The organism is Pseudomonas sp. LS.1a (assembly GCF_022533585.1).
In the GTDB taxonomy this organism is placed as follows: domain Bacteria; phylum Pseudomonadota; class Gammaproteobacteria; order Pseudomonadales; family Pseudomonadaceae; genus Aquipseudomonas.
In genome coordinates, this window is sequence record NZ_CP092827.1 from 660,001 (window position 1) to 682,585 (window position 22,585).

Annotated in this window: 21 protein-coding genes and 2 rRNA genes (1 of these 23 cut by a window edge); 19 read left to right on the plus strand and 4 right to left on the minus strand. The window is 62.9% G+C overall.

Going from position 1 to position 22,585, the window contains the following annotated elements:
- The 5 genes from MKK04_RS02965 to MKK04_RS02985 form a co-directional block, all read left to right on the plus strand.
- Positions 1-510 (plus strand): 23S ribosomal RNA (locus tag MKK04_RS02965) (it extends 2,382 nt beyond the left edge of the window).
- A gap of 130 nt (positions 511-640) precedes the next feature.
- Positions 641-756: ribosomal RNA gene (gene rrf, locus MKK04_RS02970) — 5S ribosomal RNA — on the plus strand.
- Between the two features lie 231 nt (positions 757-987).
- Entirely contained in the window at positions 988-1,647 is a 660-nt protein-coding gene (locus MKK04_RS02975) for a paraquat-inducible protein A (protein ID WP_207835425.1), read from the plus strand.
- Entirely contained in the window at positions 1,634-2,257 is a 624-nt protein-coding gene (locus MKK04_RS02980; protein WP_241106783.1) for a paraquat-inducible protein A, read from the plus strand. Before MKK04_RS02975 ends, MKK04_RS02980 begins: the two co-directional genes overlap by 14 nt.
- Entirely contained in the window at positions 2,250-4,550 is a 2,301-nt protein-coding gene (locus MKK04_RS02985; protein WP_207835435.1) for a PqiB family protein, read from the plus strand. The genes MKK04_RS02980 and MKK04_RS02985 overlap by 8 nt, the downstream gene beginning before the upstream one ends.
- A gap of 174 nt (positions 4,551-4,724) precedes the next feature.
- Here MKK04_RS02985 and rpsT read toward each other — a convergent pair whose 3' ends face one another.
- Entirely contained in the window at positions 4,725-5,003 is a 279-nt protein-coding gene (rpsT, locus tag MKK04_RS02990) for a 30S ribosomal protein S20 (RefSeq protein ID WP_003247625.1), read from the minus strand.
- A 250-nt stretch (positions 5,004-5,253) separates the two neighbouring features.
- On the opposite strand from rpsT, the gene murJ reads away from it, so the two are divergent.
- The 6 genes from murJ to ispH all read left to right on the plus strand — a co-directional run bounded on the left by murJ (position 5,254) and on the right by ispH (position 12,589).
- The gene (murJ, locus tag MKK04_RS02995) at positions 5,254-6,792 is read left to right on the plus strand and encodes a murein biosynthesis integral membrane protein MurJ (protein WP_207835438.1); all 1,539 of its coding nucleotides are present in this window, start codon (positions 5,254-5,256) and stop codon (positions 6,790-6,792) included.
- Positions 6,793-6,910: 118 nt separating this feature from the next.
- Entirely contained in the window at positions 6,911-7,861 is a 951-nt protein-coding gene (ribF, locus tag MKK04_RS03000) for a bifunctional riboflavin kinase/FAD synthetase (RefSeq protein ID WP_207835440.1), read from the plus strand.
- Positions 7,858-10,689 (plus strand): isoleucine--tRNA ligase, encoded by a 2,832-nt coding sequence (gene ileS, locus MKK04_RS03005; protein WP_241106214.1) that lies wholly within the window; start codon positions 7,858-7,860, stop codon positions 10,687-10,689. The genes ribF and ileS overlap by 4 nt, the downstream gene beginning before the upstream one ends.
- The gene (gene lspA, locus MKK04_RS03010) at positions 10,682-11,197 is read left to right on the plus strand and encodes a signal peptidase II (protein WP_233688124.1); all 516 of its coding nucleotides are present in this window, start codon (positions 10,682-10,684) and stop codon (positions 11,195-11,197) included. The genes ileS and lspA overlap by 8 nt, the downstream gene beginning before the upstream one ends.
- Positions 11,190-11,627, plus strand: a complete 438-nt coding sequence (fkpB, locus tag MKK04_RS03015; RefSeq protein WP_207835462.1) for an FKBP-type peptidyl-prolyl cis-trans isomerase — start codon at positions 11,190-11,192, stop codon at positions 11,625-11,627. Before lspA ends, fkpB begins: the two co-directional genes overlap by 8 nt.
- 14 nt (positions 11,628-11,641) lie before the next feature.
- On the plus strand, positions 11,642-12,589 hold the full coding sequence (ispH, locus tag MKK04_RS03020; RefSeq protein WP_087503395.1) for a 4-hydroxy-3-methylbut-2-enyl diphosphate reductase: 948 nt from the start codon (positions 11,642-11,644) through the stop codon (positions 12,587-12,589).
- A gap of 80 nt (positions 12,590-12,669) precedes the next feature.
- On the opposite strand, the gene MKK04_RS03025 is transcribed toward ispH, so the two are convergent.
- Positions 12,670-13,161 (minus strand): GspH/FimT family pseudopilin, encoded by a 492-nt coding sequence (locus tag MKK04_RS03025; RefSeq protein ID WP_233688123.1) that lies wholly within the window; start codon positions 13,159-13,161, stop codon positions 12,670-12,672.
- 109 nt (positions 13,162-13,270) lie between these two features.
- Between MKK04_RS03025 and MKK04_RS03030 the strand changes: the two genes are divergently transcribed.
- From MKK04_RS03030 to thiO, 5 genes are read left to right on the plus strand one after another with little or no spacing between them, the layout of a single operon-like run.
- Complete coding sequence (locus tag MKK04_RS03030; RefSeq protein WP_233693802.1) at positions 13,271-13,453, plus strand: prepilin-type N-terminal cleavage/methylation domain-containing protein; 183 nt, start codon at positions 13,271-13,273, stop codon at positions 13,451-13,453.
- Positions 13,450-14,091 carry a PilW family protein gene (locus MKK04_RS03035; protein ID WP_241106215.1) on the plus strand — a complete coding sequence of 214 codons (642 nt, stop codon included), beginning with the start codon at positions 13,450-13,452 and terminating at the stop codon, positions 14,089-14,091. Before MKK04_RS03030 ends, MKK04_RS03035 begins: the two co-directional genes overlap by 4 nt.
- Positions 14,088-14,552: a pilus assembly PilX family protein gene (locus MKK04_RS03040; RefSeq protein ID WP_241106216.1), complete on the plus strand. Its 465-nt coding sequence runs from the start codon at positions 14,088-14,090 to the stop codon at positions 14,550-14,552. Before MKK04_RS03035 ends, MKK04_RS03040 begins: the two co-directional genes overlap by 4 nt.
- Before the next feature lies 1 nt (position 14,553).
- Positions 14,554-14,943 carry a type IV pilin protein gene (locus MKK04_RS03045; protein ID WP_207835480.1) on the plus strand — a complete coding sequence of 130 codons (390 nt, stop codon included), beginning with the start codon at positions 14,554-14,556 and terminating at the stop codon, positions 14,941-14,943.
- A 54-nt stretch (positions 14,944-14,997) separates the two neighbouring features.
- Positions 14,998-16,095, plus strand: coding sequence for a glycine oxidase ThiO (gene thiO / locus MKK04_RS03050; RefSeq protein ID WP_241106217.1), 1,098 nt, complete (start codon positions 14,998-15,000; stop codon positions 16,093-16,095).
- A 92-nt stretch (positions 16,096-16,187) separates the two neighbouring features.
- On the opposite strand, the gene MKK04_RS03055 is transcribed toward thiO, so the two are convergent.
- Together MKK04_RS03055 and MKK04_RS03060 are read right to left on the minus strand one after the other, a co-directional pair.
- Positions 16,188-16,418, minus strand: coding sequence for a PP0621 family protein (locus MKK04_RS03055; protein ID WP_013970760.1), 231 nt, complete (start codon positions 16,416-16,418; stop codon positions 16,188-16,190).
- A gap of 94 nt (positions 16,419-16,512) precedes the next feature.
- Positions 16,513-17,532: an outer membrane protein assembly factor BamD gene (locus MKK04_RS03060; protein WP_063911146.1), complete on the minus strand. Its 1,020-nt coding sequence runs from the start codon at positions 17,530-17,532 to the stop codon at positions 16,513-16,515.
- Positions 17,533-17,679: 147 nt separating this feature from the next.
- Between MKK04_RS03060 and rluD the strand changes: the two genes are divergently transcribed.
- From rluD to clpB, 3 genes are all read left to right on the plus strand, one after another.
- Positions 17,680-18,642: a 23S rRNA pseudouridine(1911/1915/1917) synthase RluD gene (rluD, locus tag MKK04_RS03065; RefSeq protein WP_063911740.1), complete on the plus strand. Its 963-nt coding sequence runs from the start codon at positions 17,680-17,682 to the stop codon at positions 18,640-18,642.
- On the plus strand, positions 18,639-19,379 hold the full coding sequence (gene pgeF, locus MKK04_RS03070; RefSeq protein ID WP_241106218.1) for a peptidoglycan editing factor PgeF: 741 nt from the start codon (positions 18,639-18,641) through the stop codon (positions 19,377-19,379). Before rluD ends, pgeF begins: the two co-directional genes overlap by 4 nt.
- A gap of 251 nt (positions 19,380-19,630) precedes the next feature.
- A complete protein-coding gene (gene clpB / locus MKK04_RS03075; protein WP_063911148.1) occupies positions 19,631-22,195 on the plus strand; it encodes an ATP-dependent chaperone ClpB in 2,565 nt (854 codons plus the stop codon).
- Positions 22,196-22,585: the final 390 nt, after the last annotated feature.

A 22,585-nucleotide genomic window follows, 5' to 3' on the forward strand; every position in this document is an offset into this window, starting at 1 on the left:
CGGTGGTTCTGTATGGAAGGGCCATCGCTCAACGGATAAAAGGTACTCCGGGGATAACAGGCTGATACCGCCCAAGAGTTCATATCGACGGCGGTGTTTGGCACCTCGATGTCGGCTCATCACATCCTGGGGCTGAAGCCGGTCCCAAGGGTATGGCTGTTCGCCATTTAAAGTGGTACGCGAGCTGGGTTTAGAACGTCGTGAGACAGTTCGGTCCCTATCTGCCGTGGACGTTTGAGATTTGAGAGGGGCTGCTCCTAGTACGAGAGGACCGGAGTGGACGAACCTCTGGTGTTCCGGTTGTCACGCCAGTGGCATTGCCGGGTAGCTATGTTCGGAAGAGATAACCGCTGAAAGCATCTAAGCGGGAAACTTGCCTCAAGATGAGATCTCACTGGGATCTTGAATCCCCTAAAGGGCCGTCGAAGACTACGACGTTGATAGGTTGGGTGTGTAAGCGCTGTGAGGCGTTGAGCTAACCAATACTAATTGCCCGTGAGGCTTGACCATATAACACCCAAGCAATTTGCTAGCGCAGATTGCGGTGGTGAAGACGAAAGAACCGAAAGTTCGCAACTTCACAAGATCACATATCCGAATTCGCTGGGCTGTCCATCTGGACATTCTGGCAACAGAATTTCTTGACGACCATAGAGCATTGGAACCACCTGATCCCATCCCGAACTCAGCAGTGAAACGATGCATCGCCGATGGTAGTGTGGGGTTTCCCCATGTGAGAGTAGGTCATCGTCAAGATTCATTTCGCAAAACCCCTATCTGCGCATGCAGGTAGGGGTTTTGTCTTTGTGGCGCAAAAACTCCCGGGCATACGCGCCCCCTGTGGGAGCGGGTTCACCCGCGAACACCGGCAAAGCCGGTGCCATCCACCGCGTCGCCTGTTTCGCGTGCTCGCCCACAACCTCCACAACTCCCACAATTCGAGCCAGAACACTAGAATAGGCCCACGCACCTACCCAGAAGCGCTATATGCCCAATCCTGTCGAACCTGAAACCCTGGCCCAGTTGCCGCTGGACGAGCTTGTCGCTTGCCATGAATGCGACCTGCTGCTGCGCAAGCCCGTACTCCAGCATGATGAGAAGGCCCAATGCCCGCGCTGCGGCTACGAGCTCTACGCCCATCGGCACAATGTGGTCAATCGCAGCCTGGCCTTGGTACTCACCGCCTTGCTGCTGTTTGTGCCAGCCAATTTTCTGCCAATCATGCAGCTGCACCTGCTTGGCCAGACATCGGACGATACCGTCTGGAGTGGCGTGCTGGGCCTGTACAACTCGGAAATGCGCGGTGTGGCCGTGGTGGTCTTCCTCTGCAGCATGGCCATACCCCTGGCAAAACTGCTCTGCCAGTTGTTCGTTCTATTGAGCATCCGCCTGAACGTGGGGCGTAACTTTGGCCTGCTGTTCTACCGCATCTATCACCACTTGCGTGACTGGGGCATGCTCGAGGTCTATTTCATGGGCGTGCTGGTGGCCATCGTCAAACTGGTGGACCTGGCCGAACTGACCGTGGGCCTGGGGCTGTTCTGCTTCATCAGCCTGTTATTGATCCAGGTGTGGCTCGAAGTGGTGATGTCACCGCACCAGATCTGGAGTGCGCTATCAGGGGAGGACCTGCATGCGGGCGATTGATGCAGGCATTCTTGTCTGCAATGAATGTCACGAGCTGAACAGGCAACAGCCAGACAGCACTTCACAAACCTGTACACGCTGCGGCGCCATCGTGCATGCCCGTCGGCCGAACAGCATCGCGCGTACCTGGGCGCTGCTGATTGCCGCTTCGATCCTGTACATCCCGGCCAACATGCTGCCGATCATGACCGTGAGCACCCTGGGCCAAGGCAGCCCCGACACGATCATGTCCGGCGTCATCACCTTGCTCAAGCATGGCATGTTGCCGATTGCTGCCGTGGTGTTCATTGCCAGTATCCTGGTGCCCACGTTCAAGCTGGTGGGCATTGGCTTGCTGTTGTACTCCGTTCAGCGTCGGCAACCGCTTTCGGCGCGCCAACGGATATTGATGTACCGCTTCATCGAATTCATTGGGCGCTGGTCCATGCTCGATATCTTCGTCATTGCCATTCTGGTGGCGGTGGTGAATTTCGGCCGAATAGCCAGTGTCGAAGCCAATCTGGGCGCTGTCGCCTTTGCAACTGTGGTGATCCTGACAATGCTTGCCGCTTTAACTTTCGATCCCCGACTGATTTGGGATAACACGGAGTCGGATGACGACCATGAGTGACCTGCCAACGGCTAAAACCCGCCCAGCCTCGAACTGGTCGGCCATCTGGATCCTGCCTTTGATCGCCTTGATGATTGGTGGCTGGCTTGCGTGGCAGGCTTACCGTGATGCCGGTGTGGAAATTGAAGTCCGCTTCGAGTCGGGCGAGGGTATCGTCGCCAACAAGACCGAGGTTATCTACAAGGGCATGCCGGTTGGCAAGGTCGTAAGCCTGGTGCTCGACGCCAAGGGTGAGAACCAGGGGGTGATCGCCACCATCGAGATGAACAAGGCTGCCGAGCCTCATCTGACCAAAGGTACGCGTTTCTGGCTGGTGAAGCCGAGCGTCAGCCTGGCGGGTATTTCCGGCCTTGAGACACTGGTGTCAGGCAACTACATCGCCGTCAGCCCGGGGGAAGGGGAGCGCACCAAGCGCTTTACCGCCTTGAAAGTGGCGCCGCCGCTGTCGGACACCGAGCCTGGCCTGCACCTGACCCTCAAAGCCGAGCGGCTGGGCTCGCTCAACCGTGACAGCCCGGTGTTCTACAAGCAGATCCAGGTTGGCCGGGTTAAAAGCTACCGCCTGTCCGAGGACCAGAGCACCGTCGAGATCAAAGTCTTCATCGAGCCGGCCTATGCCAGCCTGGTGCGCAAGCACACGCGTTTCTGGAACGCCAGCGGCGTCAGCATCGATGCCTCGCTTTCGGGCGTGAAAGTGCGTAGCGAGTCGCTGTCGAGCATTGTCGCCGGTGGTATCGCCTTTGCCACGCCGGAGCACCGCAAGGACAGCCCACCCACCGACTCGAACCTGCCGTTCCGTCTGTATGAGGACTTCGATGCGGCCCAGGCCGGTATTCGGGTAAAGGTGAAGCTGAGCGACTACGAGGGCCTGCAGGCCGGCCGTACACCAGTCATGTACAAGGGTATCCAGGTGGGCTCGCTGAAAGCCCTGACGATGGCTGACAACCTGGCCAGTGCATCGGCCGAGCTGACGCTGGACCCGTTGGCCGAGGACTATCTGGTCGAGGGCACGCAGTTCTGGGTGGTCAAGCCGTCTATTTCCCTGGCGGGTATCACCGGCCTGGAAGCGCTGGTCAAAGGTAACTACATCGCCATTCGCCCCGGTGAGAAGGGGGCGCGGCCCGAGCGTGAGTTCGAGGCCCGCGCCAAGGCGCCACCGCTCGACCTCAAGGCACCGGGCCTGCACATGGTGTTGTTCGCCGACACCCTGGGCTCGCTGGAGGTCGGTAGCCCGGTGATGTACCGCCAGGTGAAGGTGGGTAGCGTGCAGAGTTACCAGTTCGCCCGCCACAGCAACCGCATCCTGATCGGTGTGCATATCGAGAAGGAATACGAAAAACTGGTCAATGGTTCGTCGCGCTTCTGGAACGTCAGTGGTATCACCCTGACGGGCGGCCTGTCGGGCATCAAGATCAAGAGTGAATCACTGCAGACCTTGATGGCAGGTGGTATCGCATTCGACACGCCGCGGCCCGATGTGCAGCTCAAACGCCACATTCCACGCTTCCGCCTGCATGACAGCCAGGAGGCGGCCAACCGTGCAGGGACGTTGATCACCATTCGTGTGGACCGGGCCGATGGCCTCAAGCCGGGCACGGCGATTCGCTTCCGTGGCCTGGATGTGGGCAGCATCGAGAGCGTCGACCTGACCGATGACCTGCAGGCGGTGCTGCTGCGGGCGCGCATTACCGAAGCGGCGGACCGTATCGCCCGCGTCGGTACGCAGTTCTGGGTGGTCAAGCCAGCCTTTGGCCTGGTGCGCACGCAGAACCTCGACACCCTGGTGGGTGGGCAGTACCTGGAAGTGCAGCCGGCAGCCAAGGACCGCGGCCCGCAGCGCGATTTCATCGCCTTGGCCGACGCCCCGCAGGTGGCCGGGCCGGAAGTCGGCCTGCCGTTGACGCTAAGCGCCCCGCGCCGTGGCTCGATCAAGCCGGGTGTGCCGGTGACCTACCGTGAGGTTGCGGTGGGCAAGGTGACGGGCTTCGAGTTGGGCCAGAGCGCTGACCGTGTGCTGATCCATATCCTGATCGAGCCGCGCTACGCAGCCTTGGTGCGCAGCGGCAGCCGCTTCTGGAACAGCAGCGGCTTTGGTTTCGACTGGGGACTGTTCAAGGGGGCTACGGTGCGTACCGAGTCGGTGGAGACCCTGATCGACGGCGGTATCGCCTTCGCCACGCCGGATGGCGAGCAGATGGGCAACCCGGCACGGCCGCAGCAGACCTTTGCCTTGTTCGACAAGGCCGAGGATGAATGGCTGCAGTGGGCGCCGAAGATTCAGATTGCCAAGTAACATAGGGCAGGGCTACCAAACATGGCCCTGCTTTTTTGTGTGGGAGCGGCCTTGTGTCGCGAAAGGGTCGCAAGGCCGCTCCCACAGAAGGCCGCCCCCACCGAGGGGGCGCAAACACAAATCGCAGGCAACAAAAAGCCGACCCTAGGGTCGGCTTTTCGACTAGCGCGTCGCTTAGGCAGCTGCAGCTTCTTTCAGCGCCTTGATGTGGCCATTCAGACGGCCTTTGTGACGAGCAGCCTTGTTCTTGTGGATGATGCCCTTGTCGGCCATACGGTCGATTACAGGCACAGCCAGAACGTAAGCGGCTTGCGCTTTTTCGGCGTCTTTTGCGTCGATGGCTTTGACTACATTCTTGATGTAGGTGCGGACCATGGAACGCAGGCTGGCGTTGTGGCTGCGACGCTTCTCAGCCTGTTTTGCACGTTTCTTGGCGGAAGGTGTGTTGGCCACCGTCGAGCTCCTCGAAAGACTTTAGGTAAATAGCAAACAAAATAGGCCGCGAATCATGCCGATCAGTCGAACGGATGTCAAGGCCACCTGCAAGGTTCCGCCGAGCGGTGCGCCAACAAGAGGGAAATATTCCTTTCTGCTGCGCGACCTGTAAACTCGGGAATTTTTGGCTCCCCTGCGAAGGCGCGGGAGTATCGCACATTCGGATGCTGTCTGGCAGCGTCCTCTGCCCTTGGCGTGAATCTTTTCGATGAACCTGCTCAAATCCCTGGCTGCGGTAAGCTCGATCACCATGATTTCGCGGGTGCTGGGCTTTGTCCGCGACACCATCCTGGCGCGTGTTTTCGGCGCCGGCATCGCCACCGATGCCTTCTTCATTGCCTTCAAGCTGCCCAACCTGCTGCGGCGCATCTTTGCCGAGGGCGCTTTTTCCCAGGCCTTCGTGCCGATCCTGGCCGAATACAAGACCCAGCAAGGCGAGGAGGCGACCCGCACCTTCGTTGCCTATGTCAGCGGTCTGCTGACCCTGGCTCTGGCGCTGGTGACCGCCGTAGGCATCCTGGCGGCGCCGTGGGTGGTGTGGGCGACCGCGCCGGGCTTTGTCGACAGCGCCGAGAAATACGAGCTGACCACCGCCCTGTTGCGGGTGACTTTTCCTTATATATTGCTGATCTCGCTGTCCTCCCTGGCCGGGGCGATCCTCAATACCTGGAACCGTTTCTCGGTGCCGGCCTTTACCCCGACCCTGCTGAACGTGGCGATGATCGCCTTCGCCGTGCTGCTCACGCCGTATTTCGACCCGCCGATCATGGCCCTGGCCTGGGGCGTGCTGGCCGGTGGCCTGGCGCAGTTGCTGTACCAGCTGCCAGCGTTGAAGAAGATCGGCATGCTCGTGCTGCCACGCCTGAACCTGCGCGATGCCGGCGTGTGGCGGGTACTCAAGCAGATGTTGCCGGCGATCCTCGGGGTGTCGGTGAGCCAGATCTCGCTGATCATCAACACCATCTTTGCCTCCTTCCTGGTGGCTGGCTCGGTGTCGTGGATGTACTACGCCGACCGCCTCATGGAGCTGCCTTCCGGCGTGCTGGGCGTTGCCTTGGGTACCATACTGCTGCCGACCCTGGCCAAGACCTACGCCAACAAGGACCGCGAAGAATACTCGCGGATCCTCGACTGGGGCCTGCGCCTGTGCTTCCTGCTGGTGCTGCCCTGCACCCTGGCCCTGGCCATCCTCGCCGAGCCATTGACCGTGGCGCTGTTCCAGTACGGCAAGTTCACCGCTGTCGACGCAGCCATGACCCAGCGGGCGCTGATCGCCTATTCCGTGGGCTTGCTGGCGATCATTCTGGTCAAGGTACTGGCACCCGGCTTCTATGCGCAGCAGAATATCCGTACACCGGTGAAGATCGCGGTATTCACCCTGGTCTGCACCCAACTGTTCAACCTGGCCCTGATCGGTCCGCTCGCGCATGCCGGCCTGGCCCTGGCGATCAGCCTGGGGGCCTGCCTGAACGCCGGCCTGCTGTTCTGGAAGCTGCGCAGCCAGCAGCTGTTCCAGCCGCAGCCAGGCTGGGCGATGTTCCTGCTCAAGCTGGTGCTGGCGGTGGGGCTGATGTCGGCGGTATTGCTGGCCGGCATGCATTTCCTGCCGGCCTGGGAGCAGGGCAACATGCTCGAGCGCCTGGTGCGTCTGGGGGCTCTGGTGCTGGCGGGCGTCGTGACCTATTTCGGCTGCCTGTACCTGTGCGGCTTCCGGCCCCGGCATTTCGCCCGCAAGGCCTTGCACTGAGGCATCGGGCGGGTCAGGCGTCGGTTTTTCGCATTCCACGCCGCCCTTGGGCGCTGCTGCCTGTCACCGGCGCCCGGGTGTGGTTATAATCGGCCACTTTATGAGCAAGAAGCGCGTTATGCAGCTGGTTCGAGGTCTTCACAACCTGCGCCCCGAGCACCGGGGCTGTGTCGCCACCATTGGCAACTTCGACGGGGTTCACCGCGGCCACCAGGCGATCCTGGCGCGCCTGCGCGAGCGCGGCCAGGCTTTGGGCCTGCCGACCTGCGTGGTGATCTTCGAACCGCAACCACGCGAGTACTTCGCCCCCGACACCGCACCGGCCCGCCTGGCCCGCCTGCGCGACAAGATCGAGCTGCTGGCGGCCGAAGGCATCGACCGGGTGCTGTGCCTGGCATTCAACCAGCGCCTGAGCAAACTCAGCGCCGACGCCTTCGTCAAGGCCATCCTGGTCGACGGCCTGGGTGTACGCCACCTCGAAGTGGGCGATGACTTTCGCTTCGGCTGCGACCGCGCCGGCGACTTTGCCTTCCTGGTTGGCGCCGGCGAGCAGTACGGTTTCACCGTCGAGGCCGCCAACACGGTGATCCAGGATGGCCTGCGGGTCAGCAGCACCGAAGTGCGCAAGGCCCTGTCCGAAGGCAACTTCGAGCTGGCCGAGCACCTGTTGGGCCGCCCGTACCGCATCACCGGCCGCGTGCTGCATGGCCAGAAGCTGGCCCGCCAGCTCGGCACACCTACCGCCAACATCCAGCTCAAGCGCCGCCGCGTGCCGCTGTCCGGGGTCTACCTGGCCAGCATCGAAATCGACGGCAAGGCCTGGCCGGGTGTCGGCAATATCGGCGTGCGTCCCACCGTGACCGGTGACGGGCGCCCGCACCTGGAAATTCATCTGCTGGACTATGCCGGCGACCTGTATGGCCGGCGCCTGACGGTGGAGTTCCACCACAAGCTGCGTGAAGAGCAGCGATTCGCCTCCCTGGAGGCGCTGAAGTCGGCGATCGATGCGGATATCGCCGCCGCACGTGCACATTGGCACGCTCAACCGCTAACGAAGAGCCTGAAATGACCGACTACAAAGCCACGCTTAACCTTCCGGACACCGCCTTCCCCATGAAGGCCGGCCTGCCTCAGCGCGAACCGCAGATCCTGCAGCGCTGGGACAGCATTGGCCTGTACCAGAAGCTGCGCGAAATTGGCAAGGATCGTCCCAAGTTCGTCCTGCACGACGGCCCGCCCTATGCCAACGGCAAGATTCACATCGGTCATGCGCTGAACAAGATCCTCAAGGACATGATCGTCCGTTCCAAGACCCTGGCCGGCTTCGATGCACCGTATGTGCCGGGCTGGGACTGCCATGGCCTGCCGATCGAGCACAAGGTCGAGGTCACCCACGGCAAGCACCTGTCCGCCGACCGCACACGCGAGCTGTGCCGCGAGTACGCCGCCGAGCAGATCGAAGGGCAGAAGACCGAGTTCATCCGCCTGGGCGTGCTGGGTGACTGGGACAACCCGTACAAGACCATGAACTTCGCCAACGAGGCCGGCGAAATCCGCGCCCTGGCCGAAATGGTCAAGCAAGGCTTCGTGTTCAAGGGCCTGAAGCCGGTGAACTGGTGCTTCGATTGCGGTTCGGCCCTGGCCGAGGCCGAAGTCGAGTACGCCGACAAGAAATCGCAGACCATCGACGTTGCCTTCCCGGTTGCCGATGAGGCCAAGCTGGCCGCTGCCTTCGGCCTGGCTTCGCTGGCCAAGCCGGCCGCCATCGTGATCTGGACCACCACCCCGTGGACCATCCCGGCCAACCAGGCGCTGAACATCCACCCGGAGTTCAAGTACGCCCTGGTCGACACCGGCGAGCGCCTGCTGGTACTGGCCGAAGAGCTGGTCGAGTCGTGCCTCAAGCGCTACAGCCTGGAAGGCTCGGTCGTCGCCACCGCCCAGGGCTCGGCGCTGGAACTGATCAACTTCCGCCACCCGTTCTACGACCGCCTGTCGCCAGTCTACCTGGCCGACTACGTCGAACTGGGCGCCGGTACCGGCGTGGTGCACTCCTCGCCAGCCTACGGTGAAGACGACTTCGTCACCTGCAAGCGCTACGGCATGGTCAACGACGAGATCCTCACCCCGGTGCAGAGCAACGGCGTGTATGTCGAGTCGCTGCCCTTCTTCGGCGGCCAGTTCATCTGGAAGGCCAACCCGGCCATCGTCGAGAAGCTGAGCGAAGTCGGCGCGCTGATGCACACCGAAACCATCAGCCACAGCTACATGCACTGCTGGCGCCACAAGACCCCGCTGATCTACCGCGCTACCGCGCAGTGGTTCGTGGGCATGGACAAGCAGCCGACCACTGGCGAGCCGCTGCGTGAGCGCGCGCTGAAAGCCATCGAGGACACCAAGTTCGTCCCGGCCTGGGGCCAGGCGCGCCTGCATTCGATGATCGCCAACCGCCCGGACTGGTGCATCTCGCGTCAGCGCAACTGGGGCGTGCCGATCCCGTTCTTCCTGCACAAGCAGACCGGCGAGCTGCACCCGCGCACCGTCGAACTGATGGAAGCCGTGGCCAAGCGCGTCGAACAGGAAGGCATCGAGGCCTGGTTCAAGCTGGACGCCGCCGAACTGCTGGGCGCTGAAGCCGAGCAGTACGACAAGATCACCGACACCCTGGACGTGTGGTTCGACTCGGGTACCACCCACTGGCACGTGCTGCGTGGTTCGCACGACATCGGCCACGCCACCGGCCCGCGTGCCGACCTGTACCTGGAAGGTTCCGACCAGCACCGCGGCTGGTTCCACTCGTCCTTGCTGACCGGTTGCGCCATTGACGGCCACGCGCCGTACCGCGAGCTGCTGACCCACGGCTTCACCGTGGACGAGAACGGCCGCAAGATGTCCAAGTCGCTGGGCAACACCATCGAGCCGGAAAAGGTCAACAACACCCTGGGTGCCGACATCCTGCGCCTGTGGGTAGCCGCCACCGACTACTCCGGTGAAATGGCCGTTTCCGAGCAGATCCTGCAGCGCAGCGCCGACGCCTACCGCCGTATCCGCAACACTGCACGCTTCCTGCTGTCCAACCTGTCCGGCTTCGACCCGGCCCGCGACCTGCTCAAGCCGGAAGAGATGATCGCCCTGGACCGCTGGGCGGTGGACCGTACCCTGCTGCTGCAGCGCGAGCTGGAAGAGCACTACGGCGAATACCGCTTCTGGAACGTCTACTCGAAGATCCACAACTTCTGCGTGCAGGAGCTGGGTGGCTTCTACCTCGACATCATCAAGGACCGCCAGTACACCACCGGCGCCAACAGTGTCGCCCGCCGTTCCTGCCAGACCGCGCTGTACCACATCAGCGAGGCACTGGTGCGCTGGATCGCGCCGATTCTGGCGTTCACCGCCGATGAAATCTGGCAGTACCTGCCGGGCGAGCGCAACGAGTCGGTGATGCTCAACGGCTGGTACCAGGGCCTGACCGAGCTGCCGGAAGGTACCGAGCTGGACCGCGCCTACTGGGACCGCGTGATGGCCGTCAAAGCCGCGGTCAACAAGGAGCTGGAAAACCAGCGTACCGCCAAGGTCATCGGCGGCAACCTGCAGGCCGAAGTCACCCTGTACGCCGACGAAGGCCTGAGCGCCGACCTGGGCAAGCTGGGCGACGAACTGCGTTTCGTGCTGATCACCTCGGCCGCCAGCGTAGTGCCATTCGCACAGGCACCGGCCGAAGCCGTGGCCACCGAAGTCGAAGGCCTCAAGCTGCAAGTGGTCAAGTCCGGTCACGCCAAGTGCGGCCGCTGCTGGCACTTCCGCGCCGACGTCGGCAGCCACCCGGAGCACCCGGAAATCTGCGGTCGTTGTGTCGACAACCTGAGCGGTTCCGGCGAGGTGCGCCACTATGCCTAACCCTGCAGCGGGGCGCTTCGGGCGCCTTGCATGGCTTTGGCTGAGCCTGGTGGTACTGGTCCTCGACCAGGCCACCAAGCTGTATTTCAACAACGCCCTGACCATGTACCAGCAGATTGTCGTGATCCCTGACTACTTCAGCTGGACTCTGGCCTACAACACGGGCGCGGCCTTCAGCTTCCTGGCGGAAAGCTCCGGCTGGCAGCGCTGGCTGTTCGCCCTGATCGCCGTGGTGGTCAGTGCCGTGCTGGTGGTGTGGCTCAAGCGCCTGGGGCGCAACGAAACCTGGCTGGCCGTGGCGCTGGCGCTGGTGCTGGGTGGCGCGATCGGCAACCTGTACGACCGCGTCGTGCTCGGCCATGTGGTCGACTTCATCCTGGTGCACTGGCAGAACCGCCATTACTTCCCGGCCTTCAACCTGGCCGACAGCGCCATCACCGTTGGTGCGGTGATGCTGGCGCTGGATATGTTCAAGAGCAAGAAGTCCGAGGATCCGGTCCATGACTGACACCCGTATCGGCCAGAACACCGAAGTCACCCTGCACTTCGCGCTGCACCTGGAAAACGGCGACACCGTAGACAGCACGTTCGACAAGGCCCCAGCCACCTTCAAGGTCGGCGATGGCAACCTGCTGCCAGGTTTCGAGAACGCCCTGTTCGGCTTCAAGGGCGGTGACAAGCGCACCGTCGTGGTGGCCCCGGAGAACGCCTTCGGCCAGCCCAACCCGCAGAACGTGCAAGTCATGCCGCGGTCCCAGTTCCAGGGCATGGAGTTGTCCGAAGGGCTGTTGATCATCTTCAACGACGCCGCCAACACCGAGCTGCCGGGTGTGGTCAAAGCGTTCGATGACGACCAGGTGACCATCGACTTCAATCACCCACTGGCTGGCAAGACCCTGACCTTCGAGGTGGAGATCCTCGAGGTGAAGGCCCTGTAAGCCTGGAGCCGAGCATGCAAATCAAACTCGCCAACCCTCGCGGCTTCTGCGCGGGGGTCGACCGGGCGATCGAGATCGTCAACCGCGCGCTGGAAGTCTTCGGCCCGCCGATCTATGTGCGTCACGAAGTGGTGCACAACAAGTTCGTGGTGGAAGACCTGCGCAACCGTGGTGCCATCTTCGTCGAAGAGCTGGACCAGGTGCCGGACGATGTCATCGTCATTTTCAGTGCCCACGGCGTTTCCCAGGCCGTGCGCCAGGAAGCCGCTGGCCGTGGCCTGAAAGTGTTCGATGCCACCTGCCCGCTGGTGACCAAGGTGCACATCGAAGTGGCCAAATACAGCCGCGACGGCCGTGAGTGCATCCTCATCGGCCACGAGGGGCACCCGGAAGTCGAAGGCACCATGGGCCAGTATGACGCCAGCAACGGCGGCGCCATCTACCTCGTCGAAGACGAGGAGGATGTTGCCAACCTGCAGGTGAAAGACCCGGACCACCTGGCATTCGTCACCCAGACCACGCTGTCGATGGACGACACCAGCCGCGTCATCGACGCCCTGCGTGCACGCTTCCCGAACATTGGCGGCCCGCGCAAGGACGACATCTGCTACGCCACCCAGAACCGCCAGGACGCGGTCAAGCAACTGGCGGACGAGTGCGACGTGGTACTGGTGGTCGGCAGCCCGAACAGCTCCAACTCCAACCGCCTGCGCGAGCTGGCCGAGCGCATGGGCACCCCGGCTTACCTGATCGACGGTGCCGAAGACCTGCAACGTGGCTGGTTCGACCAGGCGGCGCGGATCGGCATCACCGCCGGTGCTTCGGCCCCCGAAGTGCTGGTGCGTGGCGTGATCGAGCAGCTCAAGGCCTGGGGCGCCAGCGGCGCTGAAGAGCTGGATGGGCGGGAAGAGAACATCACCTTCTCCATGCCCAAAGAGCTGCGGGTTCGGTCGCTGATCTGACACGGCCCGCACCTGGGGGCTGTTTTATGTGGGAGCGGCCTTGTGTCGCGAAGGGGCCGCTCCCACAGCGACCGCGCATGCTAGCTGGAAGTGCATTGGGAGTTTTTTGGCTCTCCCGTGAGTACCCTGACCCTGCCAGTGGATGCCATCACCACTTGATACTGGCTGGTTGCAGTCAAGCGCTCGCAAACCTCCATCGTTGAAGCAAGCCAATTTTGGTTTTGCCCCAGCGGCACCCCTTGCGCACTGAATTTCAGCTGCACACCGCGATTACTCGTGATCTTCAGCGGCCGTGAAAGACGCTGCTCGCGCAGCACCTGCTGGTTATGCTCCAGCACCACCCGCCAACCATTCCCCCAATTACCGTCCAACGCCTGCACCAGTACCGGCTGGCTTTGCAGCACGGCATGGCTGCGCGCACTGCGCAGCGCCTGTGCCAGGTCACGGGCGGCCGCCGCCCTGTGCAGGTCATCGCTCAACCTGGCGTAGGCCGGCATGCCGAGCTGCGTCAGCAACATGGCCACCGCCAAGGCCGACAACATTTGAATCAGTGTTACACCTCGTTGCTTCACCGTGCATTCCTCCCTGGAAGTGCTTGGCTGTAGCTTCACGGTCGTTGGACCAGCGGTCCAGTCGCCCGGGTTCAATGCAATTGCGGGAAAAGTCGCAGGAGGTGCAGGGATGCGCGCAAGGCAATGGGGCATGACGCTGCTGGAGGTGCTGTTGGCAATGGTGGTCGTGGCCGTGGGCGTGTTTGCAGCGGCAGGGCTGCTACTGCAGGCATTGCAGGCTACCGACAGCGCACACCGCGAAGGGCAGGCGGCGTTGGCAGCGCACAGTGAGCGTGAACGGAGCAGGCGGTGAGGCGCCTCCAGGGTGGTTTCGGCTTGCTCGAGCTGACGCTGGCGCTGTCCATCGGGGTGATGTTGCTGGCGGCGGCCAGCCAGCTCTTTGCCTCTGCTCACCAGGCTTGGCGCCTGCAACGTACGGCAGTGCGCATGCAGGATGAGGCGCGGCTGGCATTGCTGCGCATGGCGCAGGATATCCGCATGGCGGGGATGTTTGGTTGCCTGCGGATCGCGCCAGGTGACTTCAAGGCCGCGAGCGCACAGCAGGCATTCGCCCGCCCGCTGGAAGTTGATACCAGTACCCTGAGCCTGGTGGTGGCGGAGTTGCCGGGACAGGCTGGCAAGAGTGACTGGCTTTTGCAGACGGACTGTATCGAGAAGGTGGTCGTGCAAGCAGAGCGCGATGAGCGATACCCGTTGGCGTACCCCATCAGCAAGTACGTTTATCAGCTTCAGGGCAATGTGCTGAAGTTCAAGCGAGGAACAAGCTTTCAGCCGTTGGTGGAGAATGTGCGAGCGGCGCGTTTCGAACGTGTGCAAACGTCGCAGGGAGAGCGAGTGGATATCGCCCTGACGTTATACGAGCCCACGCTCAGGATCGAACAACGTCATGCACTGAGCGTGGCGTTGCGCAACCCGGTACCGGGGCCATGAAGCGTCAACACGGTGTCGTGTTGCTGTTGGCGTTGGTGTTGAGCCTGCTGCTAGGTTTGCTGACGACCTCGGCCCTGCGCGAAGCCGTGGTTGAAACACGCATGGCCGGCGACATGCACGATGGCCTGCTGGCATTTGAAGAGGCTGAGGCCACCTTGCAGACAGGGGCGAGCGAGCTTGAGCGGGCATCCCCTGATCCATGCACAGCGTGCCTTCCGCCAACCCGGCCGCATGATCTGCCGGGGCAGTGGCAGCACACGGCATCCGGTTACTTCCATATACAGAACCTGGGACCCAGTACTCGCGCCGCACACATGCCGGAAGGGCAGCAGGTCACCCTGTTCCGGATAACTGCCGTCAGCCGGCAAACCCAGTCACGCCATGTACTGGAAGCCGTCTACGCCGTGGCCGGCGACACAACCCGGCGCATCACCTGGCGGCAAAGATTGCGAGGAGACTGACATGCAGCAAGGCTTGAGCCTGATCGAGTTGTTGATTGTGCTGGCCGTGACCGGCATTCTGGCAGCCATTGCCTACCCCAGTTACAGCGACCAGCTACGGCGAGCCGCGCGCAGCGAAGTGGTTGGCCTGCTGCATGATGCCGCCCTGCGCCTGGAGCGCCACCGCCTGCGCACTGGCCAATACGCCGAGGGCGACCCGGCCTTGCCCGACGGTACCCGCTATTACAGCCTGCAGGCCCGGCGCGACAGCGACACCTTCACGCTGCGCGCCCGGCGGCTGCCGAGCGGGCTGATGGCGCAGGACCGCTGTGGCGATTTCCAGCTCGACCAGGCCGGCGTGCAGCGCAATCCGGGGGCCGTTGCCGGCAGCGAGCACTGCTGGGGAAGCTGAAGGTTGAATGATGCCCGGTGCATCGCGGATTTACTTCAGGTGTTGGATCGACAGATGAGCAAGCAAGTAGTGGTGGTCGGCGGCGGGGTGATCGGCCTGCTGACGGCATTCAACCTGGCGGCCAAGGTCGGGCAGGTGGTGGTGTGTGATCAGGGTGAAGTCGGCCGCGAATCGTCCTGGGCCGGCGGTGGCATCGTCTCGCCGCTGTACCCGTGGCGCTACAGCCCGGCCGTGACCGCCTTGGCACACTGGTCGCAAGACTTTTATCCACAGCTGGGCGAGCGCTTGTTCGCCAGCACCGGCGTCGACCCCGAAGTGCACACCACCGGCCTTTACTGGCTCGACCTGGACGACGAGGCCGAAGCGCTGGCCTGGGCCGAGCGTGAGCAGCGGCCGCTGAGTGCCGTGGATATCTCGGCGGCCTATGACGCGGTGCCGGTGCTGGGCCCGGGCTTCAAGCGGGCCATCTACATGGCTGGCGTGGCCAACGTGCGCAACCCGCGCCTGGTGAAGTCGCTCAAGGCGGCATTGCTGGCGTTGCCCAACGTGACCTTGCGTGAGCACTGCCAGATTACCGGCTTCGTCCAGGAAGGCGGTCGCGTGACCGGTGTGCAGACGGCAGACGGCGTGCTGGCGGCGGATGAGGTGGTGCTCAGTGCCGGTGCCTGGAGTGGCGACCTGCTGCGCACGCTTGGCCTTGAGCTGCCGGTGGAGCCGGTGAAGGGCCAGATGATTTTGTTCAAGTGTGCCGAAGACTTCCTGCCGAGCATGGTGTTGGCCAAGGGGCGCTATGCGATCCCGCGGCGTGACGGGCATATTCTGGTGGGTAGCACGCTGGAGCATGCCGGTTATGACAAGACCCCGACCGAGGAGGCGCTGGAAAGCCTGAAGGCGTCGGCGGTGGAGTTGTTGCCTGAACTTGAGGGGGCCACGGTGGTGGCGCATTGGGCCGGGCTGCGGCCAGGTTCGCCGGAAGGTATTCCGTACATCGGGCCGGTGCCGGGGCATGCGGGGTTGTGGCTGAACTGCGGGCATTACCGCAACGGGCTGGTGCTGGCGCCGGCTTCGTGTCAGCTGTTTACCGACCTGCTTACCGGGGCAGCGCCGATCATTGACCCGGCGCCGTATGCGCCAGCCGGGCGGCTGGGCTGAGGGCCTCTTCGCGGGTACATCACAGGTTTCGAAAACTGTGCAATCCCTGTGGGAGCGGGTTTACCCGCGAAGAGGCCAGTGGAGATCTGAATTCAGTCTTGGCGGCCAGGCCCTTGCTGCAGGTGTGCCTGGCTGCAATACCACTCGTTGCCCTGCTGCAGCGCACGGTCATTGGGCAGGTGCACGCCGCAATGGGCGCAGCGCACCATCTTCAGCGGCGCATCCAGCTTGGCCTCGGGGTGCGACTGTTGGCTGGCTTTGAACTTGCGCCACAGCCAGAACGCGGCGGCGATCAGGGCGATCCAGAAAAGTAGGCGAACCATGGTGTCCAGCTTGTCGGTTGAAGAAGCCGACAGTCTAGGACGCGGCCAATAAAAAAGGGAGGCCCAAGGCCTCCCTTTCATGTACCGCTGCGTATCAGTCGAACAGACCAAAGGTCATGTAGCTGAACCAGGAGCGGTCCTTCTCGGCTTCCTTCGGCCCTTCCGGCACGATCGGGTCACCGTTCTCGTCTGTCGGCAGCAGCTCACGCGGCATCTCGTCGCGTGCGTCCTGGAACTGCTTGACCACGTCCTGGTTGGCGCGGGTTTCGCCCGGCGGCAGCGGGGTGTCGGTTTCGATCAGGCCCAGGGTGGCCTTGGACAGCCAGCCGCGGCCGTCAGACTCGGTCTGCTTGGGCTGGAATTCGCCATCGACCAGGCTCGGGTGGTCCGGGTAGTTGAGCTTGAGGGTTTCCAGGCTGGTGGCGGCCAGTTCGTCCAGGTGCATCTTCTGGTACGCCTCGACCATCACCGCCAGGCCGTCGCCGACCGATGGGGTTTCCTGGAAGTTCTCCACCACGTAGCGGCCACGGTTGGCAGCGGCTACATAGGCCTGGCGGCTCAGGTAGTAGTCGGCCACATGGATTTCGTACGAGGCCAGCAGGTTGCGCAGGTAGATCATGCGCTGCTTGGCGTCGGGCGCGTAACGGCTGTTGGGGAAGCGGCTGGTCAGCTGGGCGAACTCGTTGTACGAGTCGCGTGCGGCACCCGGGTCACGCTTGGTCATGTCCAGCGGCAGGAAGCGCGCCACCAGGCCACGGTCCTGGTCGAACGAGGTCAGGCCCTTGAGGTAGTAGGCGTAGTCGACGTTCGGGTGCTGCGGGTGCAGGCGGATGAAGCGCTCGGCGGCCGACTTGGCAGCCTCGGGCTCGGCGTTCTTGTAGTTGGCGTAGATCAGCTCGAGCTGCGCCTGGTCGGCATAGCGGCCGAACGGGTAGCGCGACTCCAGGGCCTTGAGCTTGTTCACGGCACTGGTGTAGCTGGAATTGTCCAGGTCAGCTTGCGCCTGCTGGTACAGCTCGGCCTCGCTGAGGTTCTCGTCAATCACTTCTTTATTGGAGGAACAGGCCGCGGTGAGCCCGAGGATGGCGATCAGCAGCAGGTGTTTCACTTGCATGGCGGCTTGCGTCCCTTTGACGGCCGCTGTCTTGGGCGGTGCCGTCCTGTTATGATGAGCGCCCCGGCCAACCCCGGGACAAAAGAAGTCGTATTTAACCACAAGCTCGCAGCCGAAACCAAAGGCTGTGCGCCCGCCGAATCGAGCATGTCCGAGATCATTCAACTTAGCGCAGAGGTGCCGTCCGAACTGGGCGGTCAACGCCTCGACCAGGTCGCCGCCCAATTGTTCGCCGAGTACTCGCGTTCCCGGCTGACTTCGTGGATCAAAGAAGGCCGCCTGACGGTCGATGGTGCCGTGGTGCGCCCTCGAGACCTCGTCTATGGTGGCTCGCAACTTGTCCTGGAGGCCGAGCAAGAGGCCCAGGGCGAGTGGGTCGCCGAAGATATCGAGCTGGATATCGTCTACGAAGACGACCATATCATGGTGATCAACAAGCCTGCCGGGCTGGTTGTGCACCCGGCCGCCGGGCATGCCAGCGGGACATTGCTCAATGCACTGCTGCACCACGTGCCTGACATCGTCAACGTACCGCGCGCCGGTATCGTCCACCGCCTGGACAAGGACACCACCGGCCTGATGGTAGTGGCCAAGACCTTGCAGGCGCAGACCCGGCTGGTCGAGCAGATGCAGGCGCGCAAGGTCAGCCGCATCTATGAGTGCATCGTGATTGGCGTGGTCACTGCCGGCGGCAAGATCGATGCCCCGATCGGCCGCCACGGCGGCATGCGCCAGCGCATGGCGGTCACTGACGGCGGCAAGCCGGCGGTCAGCCACTACCGTGTGCTCAAGCGCTTCCGCTCGCACACCCACGTGCGGGTCAAGCTGGAAACCGGCCGTACCCACCAGATTCGCGTGCACATGGCTCACGTTGGCTTCCCGTTGGTCGGCGACCAGACCTACGGCGGGCGCTTCCGCATTCCGCCGGCCGCCAGCCCGACCATGGTCGAGGCGGTGAAAACCTTCCCGCGCCAGGCACTGCATGCACGCTTCCTGGCATTGGCTCACCCGATTACCGGTGAAGTCATGAAGTGGGAATCGCCGCTGCCGGATGACTTCGTCTGGTTGCTGTCGCTGCTGAACCAGGACCGCGAGAGCTTTATCGGATGAGTGGCCTGACGCAGTCGCTGCTGTTCCCCGACTGGCCTGCTCCGGCCTCGGTGCGCGCCTGTGTCACCACCCGCCAGGGCGGTATCAGCCTGCCGCCCTATGAAACCTTCAACCTTGGTGACCATGTAGGGGACGACCCTGCCGCGGTGGCCGAGAACCGCCGTCGCCTGAGCGACGAATTCGCCATCCAGCCGGCCTGGCTCAAGCAGGTGCACGGGCTGGTGGTGGCGGATGCCAATCCGGCCGTGGTGGCCGAGGCTGATGCCAGCTGGACCGACCAGCCTGGCATCGCCTGCACCGTGATGACTGCCGATTGCCTGCCTGTGCTGTTCTGCGACCGGGCCGGTACCCGCGTGGCGGCGGCGCATGCTGGCTGGCGTGGGCTGGCCGGTGGTGTGCTGGAAGCCACCCTGGATCGCCTGGCACTGCCGCCCGAAGAGGTGCTGGTGTGGTTGGGGCCGGCGATTGGCCCGCAGGCGTTCGAAGTGGGGCTGGAAGTGCGTGACGCCTTTACGGCGGTGCACCCGGAGGCGGGCAGGGCGTTTGTCGATGGTGCCCGGCCGGGCAAGCTGATGGCCGACATCTATGAGCTGGCGCGTATCCGTTTGGCGGCGCGTGGGGTGACTGCTGTTCATGGCGGTGGCTTGTGCACGGTCAGCGATGAGCGGTTCTTCTCCTATCGGCGTACCCCGCAGGGTGGGCGTTTTGCTTCCCTGGTGTGGCTGGAACCGCGCTAGCCCTGTACCGGCCTCTTCGCGGGTAAACCCGCTCCCACAGGCTAATCACAGGCCTTGAGAGCGGTGCAGGACCTGTGGGAGCGGGTTCGCCCGCGAATGGCCCGGCGCCAACCCAACAGGTTGACTTCGGTCAACCCCGCTACGCTTGAATCTTCCAGAATCAGCCTTATCTATAAAGTCATCTCAGGCAGGTTTCTTCATAAACAGGCGCTGTCCATCGCTCCGACCTGCCCTTTAAAGGAAGGTACCCCATGCGAATAGACCGTTTGACCAGCAAGCTGCAGCTTGCATTATCCGATGCCCAATCCCTGGCCGTTGGCATGGACCACCCCGCCATCGAGCCCGTGCACCTGTTGCAGGCACTGCTCGAACAGCAGGGCGGTTCGATCAAGCCGCTGCTGATGCAGGTGGGCTTCGACATCAACAGCCTGCGCCAGGCGCTGGTGAAAGAACTCGACCAGCTGCCGAAAATCCAGAACCCCACCGGCGACGTGAACATGTCGCAGGACCTGGCGCGCCTGCTCAACCAGGCCGACCGCCTGGCCCAGCAGAAGGGCGACCAGTTCATTTCCAGCGAGCTGGTGCTGCTGGCCGCCATGGACGAGAACAGCAAGCTCGGCAAGCTGTTGCTGGGCCAGGGCGTGAGCAAGAAAGCCCTGGAAAACGCCATCAACAACCTGCGTGGCGGCGCGGCCGTCAACGACGCCAATGCCGAGGAATCGCGCCAGGCGCTGGACAAGTACACCGTCGACCTGACCAAGCGTGCCGAAGAAGGCAAGCTGGACCCGGTGATCGGCCGTGACGACGAAATCCGCCGTACCGTGCAGGTGCTGCAACGCCGTACCAAGAACAACCCGGTGCTGATCGGTGAGCCAGGCGTAGGTAAAACCGCCATCGCCGAAGGCCTGGCCCAGCGCATCATCAATGGTGAAGTGCCCGACGGCCTGAAGGGCAAGCGCCTGCTGGCGCTGGACATGGGCGCGCTGATTGCCGGTGCCAAGTACCGTGGTGAGTTCGAAGAACGCCTCAAAGGCCTGCTGAACGAGCTGTCCAAGCAGGAAGGGCAGATCATCCTGTTCATCGACGAACTGCACACCATGGTCGGCGCCGGCAAAGGCGAGGGCGCCATGGACGCCGGCAACATGCTCAAGCCGGCCCTGGCCCGTGGCGAGCTGCACTGCGTTGGTGCCACCACGCTGAACGAGTACCGCCAGTTCATCGAGAAGGACGCAGCCCTGGAGCGCCGCTTCCAGAAGGTGCTGGTCGAGGAGCCGAGCGAGGAAGATACCATCGCCATCCTGCGTGGCCTGAAAGAGCGCTATGAAGTGCACCACAAGGTGGCCATCACCGACGGCGCCATCATCGCTGCGGCCAAGCTCAGCCACCGCTACATCACCGACCGCCAGCTGCCGGACAAGGCCATCGACCTGATCGACGAAGCGGCCAGCCGCATCCGTATGGAGATCGACTCCAAGCCGGAAGTGCTCGACCGCCTCGACCGTCGCCTGATCCAGCTGAAGGTGGAATCGCAGGCGCTGAAGAAGGAAGAAGACGAAGCGGCGAAAAAACGCCTGGAGAAGCTGACCGAGGAAATCGAGCGGCTGGAGCGTGAATACGCCGACCTGGAAGAAATCTGGGCCTCCGAGAAGGCCGAGGTGCAAGGCTCGGCGCAGATCCAGCAAAAGATCGAACAGGCCCGCCAGGAGCTGGAAACCGCCCGTCGCAAAGGCGACCTGAGCCGCATGGCCGAGCTGCAGTACGGGGTGATCCCGGACCTGGAGCGCAGCCTGCAGATGGTCGACCAGCACGGCAAGACCGAGAACCAGTTGCTGCGCAACAAGGTCACCGAGGAAGAAATTGCCGAAGTGGTGTCGAAGTGGACCGGTATTCCGGTGGCCAAGATGCTCGAAGGCGAGCGTGAAAAGCTGCTGAAGATGGAAGAGCTGCTGCACCAGCGCGTGATCGGCCAGAGCGAGGCGGTAACCGCCGTGGCCAACGCCGTGCGCCGTTCGCGTGCCGGGCTGTCCGACCCGAACCGGCCGAGTGGTTCGTTCATGTTCCTTGGCCCGACCGGGGTGGGCAAGACCGAGCTGTGCAAGGCGCTGGCCGAGTTCCTGTTCGACACCGAAGAGGCGATGGTGCGCATCGACATGTCCGAGTTCATGGAGAAGCATTCCGTGGCTCGCCTGATCGGCGCCCCACCAGGCTATGTCGGGTATGAAGAGGGCGGTTACCTGACCGAGGCGGTACGGCGCAAGCCATACTCGGTGGTGCTGCTGGACGAGGTGGAGAAGGCCCACCCGGATGTGTTCAACGTGCTGCTGCAGGTGCTGGAAGACGGCCGCCTGACCGACAGCCACGGGCGCACCGTGGACTTCCGCAACACCGTGATCGTGATGACCTCCAACCTGGGCTCGGCGCAGATCCAGGAACTGGTGGGTGACCGCGAGGCACAGCGTGCGGCGGTGATGGATGCGGTGGGTTCGCACTTCCGTCCGGAGTTCATCAACCGTATCGACGAAGTGGTGGTGTTCGAGCCGCTGGGCCGTGAGCAGATTGCCGGCATTACCGAAATCCAGCTGGGCCGCCTGCGCAGCCGCCTGCTGGAGCGCGAACTGTCGCTGAGCCTGAGCCCGGAGGCGTTGGACAAGCTGATTGCCGTGGGTTACGACCCGGTGTACGGCGCACGGCCGCTGAAGCGTGCGATCCAGCGCTGGATCGAAAACCCGCTGGCGCAGTTGATCCTGGCAGGCAAGTTCATGCCGGGGACGGCGATTACCGCCAAGGTGGAAGGCGACGAAATCGTCTTTGGCTGATTTGTTGCACCATGAGCCCCGCATCTGCGGGGCTTTTTTTTGCCTGTGCCGGCCCCTTCGCGGGTAAACCCGCTCCCACAGGATTACCTACCGCTCAAAGGCCTGTGCAGTACCTGTGGGAGCGGGTTTACCCGCGAAGAGGCCGGCACAGCCCCAGCAAATCCGGGTCTTTCCAGCCTTCCTGGATAACTTGCTGAAATTTTTGAAATTTTTGCTTGCATCTAAAATCGAGTGCCCCTAATATACGCCGCGTTGTCAGGCACTAAGCGAATCACCAGCAACACCGGTGACCGCAAAACAACTTACAAATCAGTAAGTTGAATGAAAAAAAGTGGTTGACAAGCAAAACGAAGAATGTAGAATAGCCGGCCTCAGCAGCTGCAACGCGAA

Bases quoted from the DNA above. Each gene is read 5' to 3' on its own strand.
- MKK04_RS03040 (WP_241106216.1), top strand. From the start codon at position 14,088: ATGAAGCGTCAACACGGTGTCGTGTTGCTGTTGGCGTTGGTGTTGAGC.
- murJ (WP_207835438.1), top strand. From the start codon at position 5,254: ATGAACCTGCTCAAATCCCTGGCTGCGGTAAGCTCGATCACCATGATT.
- ribF (WP_207835440.1), top strand. From the start codon at position 6,911: ATGCAGCTGGTTCGAGGTCTTCACAACCTGCGCCCCGAGCACCGGGGC.
- lspA (WP_233688124.1), top strand. From the start codon at position 10,682: ATGCCTAACCCTGCAGCGGGGCGCTTCGGGCGCCTTGCATGGCTTTGG.
- MKK04_RS02980 (WP_241106783.1), top strand. From the start codon at position 1,634: ATGCGGGCGATTGATGCAGGCATTCTTGTCTGCAATGAATGTCACGAG.
- MKK04_RS03055 (WP_013970760.1), bottom strand. From the start codon at position 16,418: ATGGTTCGCCTACTTTTCTGGATCGCCCTGATCGCCGCCGCGTTCTGG.
- ileS (WP_241106214.1), top strand. From the start codon at position 7,858: ATGACCGACTACAAAGCCACGCTTAACCTTCCGGACACCGCCTTCCCC.
- pgeF (WP_241106218.1), top strand. From the start codon at position 18,639: ATGAGTGGCCTGACGCAGTCGCTGCTGTTCCCCGACTGGCCTGCTCCG.
- rluD (WP_063911740.1), top strand. From the start codon at position 17,680: ATGTCCGAGATCATTCAACTTAGCGCAGAGGTGCCGTCCGAACTGGGC.
- MKK04_RS03030 (WP_233693802.1), top strand. From the start codon at position 13,271: ATGCGCGCAAGGCAATGGGGCATGACGCTGCTGGAGGTGCTGTTGGCA.
- fkpB (WP_207835462.1), top strand. From the start codon at position 11,190: ATGACTGACACCCGTATCGGCCAGAACACCGAAGTCACCCTGCACTTC.
- thiO (WP_241106217.1), top strand. From the start codon at position 14,998: ATGAGCAAGCAAGTAGTGGTGGTCGGCGGCGGGGTGATCGGCCTGCTG.
- MKK04_RS02985 (WP_207835435.1), top strand. From the start codon at position 2,250: ATGAGTGACCTGCCAACGGCTAAAACCCGCCCAGCCTCGAACTGGTCG.
- MKK04_RS03045 (WP_207835480.1), top strand. From the start codon at position 14,554: ATGCAGCAAGGCTTGAGCCTGATCGAGTTGTTGATTGTGCTGGCCGTG.
- ispH (WP_087503395.1), top strand. From the start codon at position 11,642: ATGCAAATCAAACTCGCCAACCCTCGCGGCTTCTGCGCGGGGGTCGAC.
- MKK04_RS02975 (WP_207835425.1), top strand. From the start codon at position 988: ATGCCCAATCCTGTCGAACCTGAAACCCTGGCCCAGTTGCCGCTGGAC.
- MKK04_RS03060 (WP_063911146.1), bottom strand. From the start codon at position 17,532: ATGCAAGTGAAACACCTGCTGCTGATCGCCATCCTCGGGCTCACCGCG.
- clpB (WP_063911148.1), top strand. From the start codon at position 19,631: ATGCGAATAGACCGTTTGACCAGCAAGCTGCAGCTTGCATTATCCGAT.